Annotated in this window: 12 protein-coding genes; 1 reads left to right on the top strand and 11 read right to left on the bottom strand. The window is 40.1% G+C overall.

From position 1 onward, the window contains the following. Nucleotides 1-106: 106 nt before the first annotated feature. The gene (gene ald / locus D8804_RS06100; RefSeq protein ID WP_125399160.1) at nt 107-1219 is read left to right on the top strand and encodes an alanine dehydrogenase; all 1113 of its coding nucleotides are present in this window, start codon (nt 107-109) and stop codon (nt 1217-1219) included. Between the two features lie 61 nt (nt 1220-1280). On the opposite strand, the gene D8804_RS06105 is transcribed toward ald, so the two are convergent. The 11 genes from D8804_RS06105 to D8804_RS06155 all read right to left on the bottom strand — a co-directional run. After that, nucleotides 1281-2267, bottom strand: a complete 987-nt coding sequence (locus tag D8804_RS06105; protein ID WP_125399161.1) for a PhoH family protein — start codon at nt 2265-2267, stop codon at nt 1281-1283. A gap of 80 nt (nt 2268-2347) precedes the next feature. Beyond that, nucleotides 2348-2563, bottom strand: coding sequence for a YozE family protein (locus tag D8804_RS06110; RefSeq protein WP_125399162.1), 216 nt, complete (start codon nt 2561-2563; stop codon nt 2348-2350). A 45-nt stretch (nt 2564-2608) separates the two neighbouring features. Beyond that, a complete protein-coding gene (locus tag D8804_RS06115; protein ID WP_125399163.1) occupies nt 2609-3166 on the bottom strand; it encodes a GrpB family protein in 558 nt (185 codons plus the stop codon). 11 nt (nt 3167-3177) lie between these two features. After that, the gene (gene cvfB / locus D8804_RS06120; protein ID WP_125399164.1) at nt 3178-4032 is read right to left on the bottom strand and encodes an RNA-binding virulence regulatory protein CvfB; all 855 of its coding nucleotides are present in this window, start codon (nt 4030-4032) and stop codon (nt 3178-3180) included. 59 nt (nt 4033-4091) lie between these two features. After that, entirely contained in the window at nt 4092-4649 is a 558-nt protein-coding gene (frr, locus tag D8804_RS06125; RefSeq protein ID WP_125399165.1) for a ribosome recycling factor, read from the bottom strand. Nucleotides 4650-4657: 8 nt separating this feature from the next. Further along, on the bottom strand, nt 4658-5395 hold the full coding sequence (gene pyrH, locus D8804_RS06130; protein WP_000002990.1) for a UMP kinase: 738 nt from the start codon (nt 5393-5395) through the stop codon (nt 4658-4660). Between the two features lie 83 nt (nt 5396-5478). After that, entirely contained in the window at nt 5479-6813 is a 1335-nt protein-coding gene (gene trmFO, locus D8804_RS06135) for a methylenetetrahydrofolate--tRNA-(uracil(54)-C(5))-methyltransferase (FADH(2)-oxidizing) TrmFO (protein WP_125399166.1), read from the bottom strand. Nucleotides 6814-7005: 192 nt separating this feature from the next. Beyond that, complete coding sequence (locus D8804_RS10485) at nt 7006-7644, bottom strand: nucleotide-binding domain-containing protein (RefSeq protein ID WP_472725588.1); 639 nt, start codon at nt 7642-7644, stop codon at nt 7006-7008. Between the two features lie 3 nt (nt 7645-7647). After that, entirely contained in the window at nt 7648-8328 is a 681-nt protein-coding gene (locus D8804_RS10250; RefSeq protein ID WP_260472338.1) for an SMODS domain-containing nucleotidyltransferase, read from the bottom strand. 206 nt (nt 8329-8534) lie between these two features. Further along, a complete protein-coding gene (locus D8804_RS10255) occupies nt 8535-8891 on the bottom strand; it encodes an SLATT domain-containing protein (protein ID WP_260472339.1) in 357 nt (118 codons plus the stop codon). 16 nt (nt 8892-8907) lie between these two features. After that, nucleotides 8908-9653, bottom strand: a 746-nt coding sequence (locus D8804_RS06155; protein WP_125399167.1) for an abortive infection family protein, incomplete at its 5' end; no start/stop codon positions are given.

Here is a 9653-nt window from a genome sequence, read left to right on the forward strand (position 1 = left end):
TTGATTTTCGAAACAGTTTTATATAAAATAAAAACATCACGATAATCGGGTTTCTCTGTGATGTTTGATTTTAAAGACCCGAATTTAGAAAATGGAGTAAACCTATATGTTAATCGGAATTCCAAAAGAAATTAAGAATAATGAAAACCGTGTCGCCCTCACACCTGCTGGTGTCCATAGTTTGATCACCCGTGGTCATCGCGTCCTTATCGAGACAAACGCTGGACTCGGTTCAGGCTTTACTGATGCTGACTATCAAAAGCAAGGTGCTGAGATCGTCGCTACTGCTGACGAAGCCTGGGCAGCTGAGTTGGTCGTGAAAGTAAAAGAACCACTAGCTTCTGAATATGGGTACTTGCGCGACGACCTTCTCCTCTTCACCTACTTGCACATGGCCGCTGCTCCAGAATTAGCAGATGCTATGTTAGCAGCAAAAACAACAGGAATTGCCTATGAAACTGTCCGTGACAGCCAAGGACATCTGCCACTCCTCGTTCCTATGAGTGAAGTTGCTGGCCGTATGGCGGTTCAAATAGGTGCTCACTTCCTTACCAAACAAGCTGGCGGTTCTGGTGTCCTACTAGGTGGTGTTCCGGGTGTTCCAAAAGGAAAAGTAACCATCATCGGTGGCGGTGTCGTCGGTACACACGCTGCCCGCATCGCCCTTGGACTTGGTGCTCAAGTAACTATTTTAGATATCAGTGCTAAACGACTCTCAGTCTTAGAGGAAGTCTTCGGAAACCAAATCCAAACTCTTATGTCCAATTCATTCAATATCGAAGCAAGTGTGAAAGATGCTGATGTGGTGATTGGAGCAGTTCTCATCCCTGGTGCCAAGGCACCGAAATTGGTGACAGATGAGATGGTCAAACAAATGCGTCCAGGATCTGTCATCGTTGATGTTGCCGTTGACCAAGGTGGTGTTATCGCAACAGCAGATCGTGTAACAACGCATGATGAACCCGTCTATGAAAAACATGGGGTGCTCCACTATGCTGTCGCCAACATCCCTGGTGCCGTAGCTCGTACTTCTACCATCGCCCTGACCAATGTCACCCTTCCTTACATCGAAGCCTTAGCAGGAAAAGGATTTAAGAAGGCAATCACTGAAGATCAAGGCTTACGTGAAGGAGTTACAACTTATCAAGGTTACTTGACTAGCCTCCCAGTTGCCCAAGGCCTCGATAAGGATCACACTTCGATTGATGAACTTGTCTAAAGACATTAACTAGTTAACTCAGATACGAGAAGAGCAGTTCAAATAGAACTGCTCTTTTTTGCTATTCTGTTTCTTCCTTCTTTTCTTCATTTTTAACTGAAGCTGGTTCATAAGCTCGGATAATCTGAGCGACAACTGGATGGCGAACCACATCCTTGGCCGAAAAATGAACAAAGTCGATTTGGTGAATGTTCTTGAGCTTTTCTTGAGCATCAATCAAACCTGATTTGACGTTACGTGGTAGGTCAATCTGACTGATATCTCCATTGACAATCATCTTCGAATTAAATCCTAAACGAGTCAGGAACATCTTCATCTGCATGATGGTCGTATTTTGTGCCTCATCGAGAATGACAAAAGCATCGTCCAAGGTCCGACCACGCATGTAAGCAAGGGGCGCGATTTCTATGATTTCACGCTCCATGAGACGGGTGGTCTGGTCTTTTCCTAAAATCTGATACAAGGCATCATAAACTGGTCGAAGATAAGGATCCACCTTCTCCTTGAGATCACCCGGAAGAAATCCTAGACTCTCACCTGCTTCAACTGCTGGTCGAGTGAGGATAATTCGCTTGACTTGACCACGTTTAAGGGCAGTCACTGCCAAGGTCACTGCAAGAAAGGTCTTCCCTGTCCCTGCAGGTCCGATTCCAAAGGTCACATCATGCTGTTTGACACTGTCCACATAAAGCTTTTGACCCAAGGTTTTGACACGGATGGGTTTCCCAGTATTGTCCTTGATAATTTCTTCTTCGTAAAGGGCGACAAACTTGTCGATTTCATCGTTTTTAACCATATTAATCGCTGTCACCACATCTGGCGTACCAACGGTCATTCCACGATTCACCAAGACCATCAAGGCTTGGATAACCTGACGAGCTTCCTCGCAAGCAGACTCTTCTCCCAAAACCTGGACAATCTCCGTACGGGCATGAATCACCACATCGAGCTCTTCTTCCATCAAACGAAGATGGCGCTCATTGGATCCAAAAAGATGAAACAGGTCATCCGGATGACTAAGTTGAATGTCTATTGAATGTTCCTTCAAATAAAGAACCTCTCTAATCCTTTTATTTCTTTTTATTATAGCAAAGAGAACAATAAAATACTAGCCTCATCTCATTGTCTCTAGTGTTCTAAGTATTCTTGCCAGATGACGTCAAAGTCTCCTAGGTTGAAAGAGAAACTGGCATGCTCCTCCAAAAAGCGACTCACCTCATCAAAATCATCTGTGTGTTTTGGGAAGGTTGACTCTTCAAAAGCGAGGTCTGCCAGGATGGCTTTAGGGCTATTACTTTTAGGATTGCGCTCAGTCATGAGCCAAGTGTAAAATGATTTTCTCAATTCTTTCTCCTATCAAGACTTTTTTTGATGAAACTTTTCTGATTTTTAAAAATTACTGGACTTAGCCTCTGAAACGTAGTGGTTTATAAAATCCGTTTTCGCATCAGTATAGGCGTCTCGATTGTGTTCAAATTGTTTCCACAAACTGAGTTTTAATTCCTGATACGCTTGGGCAATATCTGGATGCTGGCAGAGATAATCTCTAAAATAAATCTCGTCATGATCTCCCATCAGTCGCAAATGTAGATGAAAAACTTTCTCGGCAAAGCCCTGCTCTGTATAGCCTTTATTTAGAGAAATCCTGTTAGGATTCTCCGACATCACTAGCCAACCATTCTTCACCAATAGATCCCTGACCCTCGCTAAATCCTCTATACTACCTACTTCTAAAAGAATATCAACGATGTTCTTAGCCCAAATGTTAGGGATAGCAGTGCTACCGATATGTTCTATTCTTTTAATAACATTTGCACCCACTGTTTTTTTCAGATTTGCTTTTTCCGATTCATACCAGTCTTTCCACTCTGACTTGTGCTCTACTAGAAAAATAGGAAAAAGTTGCCAGAGTTCCTCTAAACTCATTTCTTCAAGTTTCTTTATCATGTCTATAAGGTTTAAATCAACTCTGTCCCAAACTGGTCTTGCTTGATTTTGCCAGCCTTCATCAAGCCACCGAGTGCTTTCTTGAACTGACCTTTAGAAATGCCAAAGGTTGCCTTGATGTCCTCTGGAGAAGACTTATCATTCAAGGTCATGAAACCGCCATTGCTTTCCAAGTAAGTCAAAATCATCTGGGCATCATTCTCCAACATTTCAAATGAACGAGGTTTGAGAGAGAGGTTCAGAGTGCGGTCAACCTCGCGGAAACCAATGACACGCGCATCTAATACTTGTCCCAAACGCGGCTCTGCGTAACGCTCACTAGGATGAATAAAACCAAGCATGTTATTCTCTGGCAGATAGACAAAGGTTCCTGACAGCTTGAGACGATAAACAATGGCTGGCCAGTTTTGGTTCTGCATGTTGTTGTAGGCAGGACGAGCTAAACGCTGGAAATCTTCCTGATAAGCCAAGAGTCCCCAGATTCGGTCTTTCTTATCCACTTCAAGACGGATGTAGAGTTTGTCACCCTTCTTAGGCCAGAGTTCCTTAAGTTCAGGGAGAATATCTAGCGATACCACAACTTCCTTATCAGGCAAGCCTGTATCCACAAAGACACCTAGGTCTTTACGAACTTCTGTTACGGTTCCCCAACCAAATTGGTCCTGAGTGGCAGTCACTTCTAAGGTTGTCAGACGTAGTTTTTGCTTCATATCTGTATAGGCAAAACCTTTGACCGTATCCCCTACTGTATGTTGACCTTCTTCCTTAGCAAGAGCATAGGTCTGACCATCCTTTTGCACAAAGTAAAAACGGTCATTTTCATCGATGATGAGTCCAACGATAAAACTTGCAAGATTTGTATTCATATTTCCTTCTTTCGAATAAAACTCAGCCAGCAATGCCAACTGAGTTTTTCTGTTTATTTTTAGACTTCCAAAAGTTCTTTTTCTTTATTGGCAGTCATATCGTCGATGTGTTTGACAGCATCGTCTGTTACTTTTTGAATATCTTTTTCAAGAGTCTTCAATTCGTCTTCAGTGATTTCTTTTGCTTTTTCTTGTTTCTTAGCTTCATCCATAGCATCACGACGGATATTACGTACAGCCACTTTAGCATTTTCACCGACCTTCTTCACTTCTTTGGCAAGGTCACGACGAGTTTCTTCTGTAAGAGCTGGGATAACCAAGCGGATCACAGAACCGTCGTTAGCTGGTGTGATACCAAGATCAGAAGCGTTCAAGGCACGTTCGATGTCTTTCAATGAAGACTTGTCGAATGGCGTTACCAACAAAACACGAGCTTCTGGAATAGTGATAGAAGCAATTTGGTTAAGAGGAGTTTCTACTCCATAGTATTCTACGTGGATACGATCCAGCAAGCTTGCGTTAGCACGACCAGCACGAATACTTCCAAATTCACGAGCAAGTGAGTGATGAGATTGGGTCATTCTCTCTTTAGCTTTTTCTACAATTGCGTTAGCCATAATCTTTCTTATTCCTTTTCTTCGATATTATTTGAAACTGTTGTTCCGATATTTTCACCAAATACGACACGTTTAATGTTGCCTGGTTGGTTCATGTTGAAGACGACCAAGTCAATGTCGTTGTCCATTGAGAGGGTTGAAGCTGTTGAGTCCATGATACGAAGACCTTTATTGATAACGTCACGGTGGGTCAATTCTTCAAACTTAACGGCTGTCTTGTCTTTCTTAGGATCGGCATTGTAAACACCATCGACACCATTTTTAGCCATCAGAATGGCATCTGCTTCGATTTCAGCTGCACGAAGAGCCGCTGTTGTATCTGTTGAGAAGTAAGGTGAACCAATTCCGGCACCAAAGATAACGATACGGCCTTTTTCAAGGTGGCGAAGGGCACGTCCACGTACATAAGGTTCTGCAACTTGTTGCATAGAAATAGCTGTCTGCACACGCGTATCTACGCCAACTTGTTGCAATGAATCTGCCATCACAAGAGCATTCATAACGGTCCCAAGCATTCCTGTATAATCTGCCTGAACGCGGTCCATTCCTGCCTCAGCAGCAGGTTCTCCACGCCAGAGATTTCCTCCACCAATAACAAGGGCAATTTCGATCCCTAGACTATGAACTTCTTGAATCTCTTTTGCAATTTTTTGAACTGTTTGGATATCAATTCCTACGCCACGTTCGCCTGCAAGGGCTTCACCTGATAACTTGATTAAAATACGTTTATACTTGGGATTCGCCATTTTTACTCTCCTTTTTTCATCCTACCTATTTTATCACAATTTCTAAGATTTTTATAGTACCATGAGCAATTCTTTCAAAAAAATTAGATAGTTAAAAATTCCTCTAAGTCAGCAAGAGCTCGCTCTGCAATTTTTTCATAACGAGCCTTCTTATCACGGATACGCTCGCCTTCCAACTCCTTGATAATCCCGAAGTTGACATTCATAGGCTGGAAGTGTTTGCTGTCAGCATGGGTAATGTAATGAGCCAGACTGCCAATCGCTGTCGTTTCTGGGAAAATAGCCTCGCTTTCTCCTTTGAAGAGACGAGCCGCGTTAATACCTGCAACTAAACCTGAAGCTGCTGACTCGACATAGCCTTCCACACCCGTCATTTGACCGGCAAAGAAGAGATTTGGCTGTTTCTTAGAACGGTAGGTCTGCTCAAGAAGATTTGGGGAATCCATGTAAGAATTGCGGTGCATGACACCATAGCGAACAAACTCAGCATTTTCAAGACCTGGAATCATTTGGAAGACACGCTTTTGTTCTCCCCATTTGAGGTGGGTTTGGAAACCGACGATATTGTAGAGGCTACCAGCCGCATTGTCCTGACGAAGCTGGACAACCGCATACGGTGTTTTGAACTCTCCATCACGAGGCCCTGTATAGTCGTCTGGATACTCCAGACCGACTGGTTTCATGGGACCATAGAGCATGGTTTTAATGCCACGTTTGGCCATGACTTCGATAGGCATACAACCTTCAAAGTACTTTTCTTTTTCAAAAGAATTAAGCGGTGCTTCTTCCGCATTGACCAAGGCTTCATGGAAATCCATAAATTCTTGTTTGGTCATTGGAGCGTTGAGGTAGGCTGCTTCTCCCTTATCGTATCGAGACTTGAGGTAGACCTTATTCATATCAATGGTGTTGACATCGATAATAGGCGCTGCCGCATCGTAGAAATAAAAACCATCACCGTCATTAAGGGCATGAATCTTCTCAGCCAAGGCATCGCTAGTCAAAGGACCAGTAGCGACCACAGTAATAACGTCAGTTGGCAATTCTGTAATTTCATCACGAACCACTTCAATCAAGGGATGATTGGCTACTTTTTCGGTCACCATTTGGGAGAAACCGACTCGGTCCACTGCAAGGGCTCCACCAGCAGGAACACGTGTAGCTTCTGCTGATTCCAAGATAACAGAACCCAAGCGACGCATTTCCTCCTTGAGGAGCCCAACAGCATTGGTCAAAGCATCCCCACGAAGAGAATTGGAACAAACTAACTCTGCAAAATTATCTGTTTTATGCTGAGGTGTTGACTTGACACCACGCATTTCATAGAGTTTAACTTGAATACCACGCTCTGCAATTTGGTAGGCTGCTTCAGAACCTGCCAAACCTGCACCTATAACATTGATATAAGATTGAGACACGACACTAATACCTCTTTGGGTGGAACATCAGTCCGTATCCAAACAAGCCACTGGACTTTTTGGCACCCACAAATCTTTCTAATTTTTCTTTTACTAGTATAACAAAAAAAGGGAAGAAGGCAAACTTCCCTGTTTAGTCATTTTCTTGATGTAAAGAGATAGTGAGTGTTCCAGTTAAAAATCAATTATATGCTACTCTATAAAATCTTTTCCACATAACGGATCGATAGGGACTGTTATTCTATCTCTTGCTATAACCGTATTATCTAAAACAGCATAACATTCAACATAGTGGTCTCCTTTAAACTGAGAATCTTCGTGATGTTTTATTTTACCTGAAAAAATAGCACCACGCTCACAATTTCTTCTAATCGCCTCAGCTCCAATATTTCTAACTTTCCAATAATATTTAACATCAGACAAAAGATTATCTGGAATATCTGATTTTATAATTTCAAAATCAAGATATTTTCTGTTTTTAATCTTAAATCTACTCTTTAAAAAGTCTGAAAGAAGTGCTTTTCGAAAACCATCTTGAGTAATTTCACACTCCAAAACAATATTATAGCGGATATCAACACTAAACAATTCATCAATAAATTCTTCATTCGAAGCTCGATTTGTGGTAGAAGTTGATTGAGCGAATTTTCTACCAAATAGCTGTCTATAAACTTCAGTAAGTTTCTCTTCTGAAGCGTCTTCTATTTTCTTTAGAGCCTGCTTAGCTTTATTGATAAATTTTGCTCCATCATTATTATAAATCTTTTGATTACTACCTAAAGCATACCAATACTCTCTATTTTTATCTTGATTTGAAAAGTATTCAAAAATATCTTACAAGAGAATATTATAATCAGAATAATATATTTCAGAAATACCTTTATCATCAATAAAATCAGATATCAAAGTATCTATCAACAGCCCCTTAAATGAAAAACCCATATGATTTTTCCATCGTCGTATGAGTCTTGTTAAGTTAGAAAAATGATTATTAAAATTCGAATTTAAAGATTTGCATTTTTCAATTTCAGGCTTTGGTTTAGTAGTTTTCCAAGAGCCTCCGTTACGAGAATCAGGATATTTAAAATTTCCATCAGATTGTTCGAAAGCTGGAACTAACTCAATTTTTCCACCATCCGAAAAATCAATAACAACGACCTGTCCGTCTCCTTTTATTTTTGTATTCGGGTATCTTTTTAGTAATTCGTTTTTTATTTCCTGTAGAAGTGCTGATTGACCATTGCCCTCATAAGAATCAAATCGTCTATACACCTCTGATGGTAGTGAAAAAATATAATCAAAATCACTAACATTTCGAACAGCCGTCGTTCTCCCCACACTACCGACAATCAAACCATTGTCAGTTTCTTCATCTTCAAGCTCATCTAAGGAATAGTATTTTCGATTAAGTCGTTTCGTAATCTCTTTTAATCTATTCTCCCATTTTTCCCATTCCTCATCCGTCATGGGCAGTTCGTCTTCGCAAAACTCTTTAAAATCATTAGATAAGGACATTATTCTTCCTCCCTAACTTTCATCAATTCTTTTGAAATAAAGTATTTATAGTCATCCTCATAATCATTATCTTTTCGTGATTTTATCAGTTCTGAAGCCTTGGATATATTTTTAGGAGAAGGATTGGAAAGTTTACCGTAAGCAACATCTCTTCGAAATTTTAATTCTTCGAAGGATTTTTGGATTTCACTAGAATATTTTCCATTTTAAACCACCTCGGATAAAAGATTTTCAGCCGAGACCCTAAGATTCCAAAGTTCATCAACAGATTTCCTCTCCAAAGCTAGTCGTTCCTCAAAGTTAAACTCCTTGGTGATGCTAAAAATTATTGTAGTGACTAATGATAAAAATGCTGTAACAAGCTTTATCCAATATTCATCAAAGCAAAGTATTCCAACTAAGCCAGAAGAGACAACTCCAGAAATGATTATTGTTGCTATTCTAAACCATCGAATATAGCTTTCTAACTCGTCAATTCTAACCGCATGAATTTTATGAGTCCAACCTACATTTACTATAAAATTTAAAAGTTCAAAGTGTAATTTTTCTTGATTTTTCGACATCAAACCTCCCTCCTTACTATTTTTGCCTATCTTGATATGTTTCCCAAACAAATGACACTACCGTTAATGCAGAGCCTACAACAACTGAAGCATATCTTTGTGGTAATTCTGTAAAGTTAGCACTTTTCCCGTGACCGTCGCCTTTATCATTTCGAAGATTGTTAATTCCCTTGATAATTTGATTCAAACCACTCAGAACCAGCTTTACATCTTGATTATTTTTAGCTGAAATATTTTCAGTAGCATCCAAATTCAAAAATTTAAAGACTTTCTTTTGCAAGGTTGCAATATCATTCGCATTAGAATACTCAATTTTCTCGTGGTCTAAAATATGTTTAAAACACGATTCCAGCAACTCTTTAGCCTTACCGATAGCATCCGCTGGAGAGCGAGAAATCATTTCATTCATAATCGCCATTTGCTTATCAATATAGCTACTATCAAAATAGTCAGATAGATATTCAACAGTATTATTTAAGTAAGATATTTGTGAGACTTCATATTTCGAAAGTCTCTCTTTCAATTTTAACGCCTGAGAGTTCTTCTCTTCAGTTTTCTCATAATATGAGTTAGGGAGATCTTCGTAATATCTTAGTAAATCTAAAGCCAATTTTAAAACAAGTTCATCTGATTCATTATTTACAAAAGCCTCTAAAGACTTTCCTTTAGATAAACCGTATTTTTCTTGAATATCTATCCCAACTGAATAAAAAGTAAAATCGGCAAAAGTAGAATTAGAAAAATCTAATACATAGCCTCCAC

The sequence above is a fragment of the Streptococcus oralis genome (assembly GCF_003944215.1).
Lineage (GTDB): Bacteria > Bacillota > Bacilli > Lactobacillales > Streptococcaceae > Streptococcus > Streptococcus oralis_BI.

Bases quoted from the DNA above. Each gene is read 5' to 3' on its own strand.
- ald (WP_125399160.1), top strand. From the start codon at position 107: ATGTTAATCGGAATTCCAAAAGAAATTAAGAATAATGAAAACCGTGTC.
- D8804_RS06115 (WP_125399163.1), bottom strand. From the start codon at position 3,166: ATGATAAAGAAACTTGAAGAAATGAGTTTAGAGGAACTCTGGCAACTT.
- cvfB (WP_125399164.1), bottom strand. From the start codon at position 4,032: ATGAATACAAATCTTGCAAGTTTTATCGTTGGACTCATCATCGATGAA.
- frr (WP_125399165.1), bottom strand. From the start codon at position 4,649: ATGGCTAACGCAATTGTAGAAAAAGCTAAAGAGAGAATGACCCAATCT.
- pyrH (WP_000002990.1), bottom strand. From the start codon at position 5,395: ATGGCGAATCCCAAGTATAAACGTATTTTAATCAAGTTATCAGGTGAA.
- D8804_RS10250 (WP_260472338.1), bottom strand. From the start codon at position 8,328: ATGTCCTTATCTAATGATTTTAAAGAGTTTTGCGAAGACGAACTGCCC.
- D8804_RS10255 (WP_260472339.1), bottom strand. From the start codon at position 8,891: ATGTCGAAAAATCAAGAAAAATTACACTTTGAACTTTTAAATTTTATA.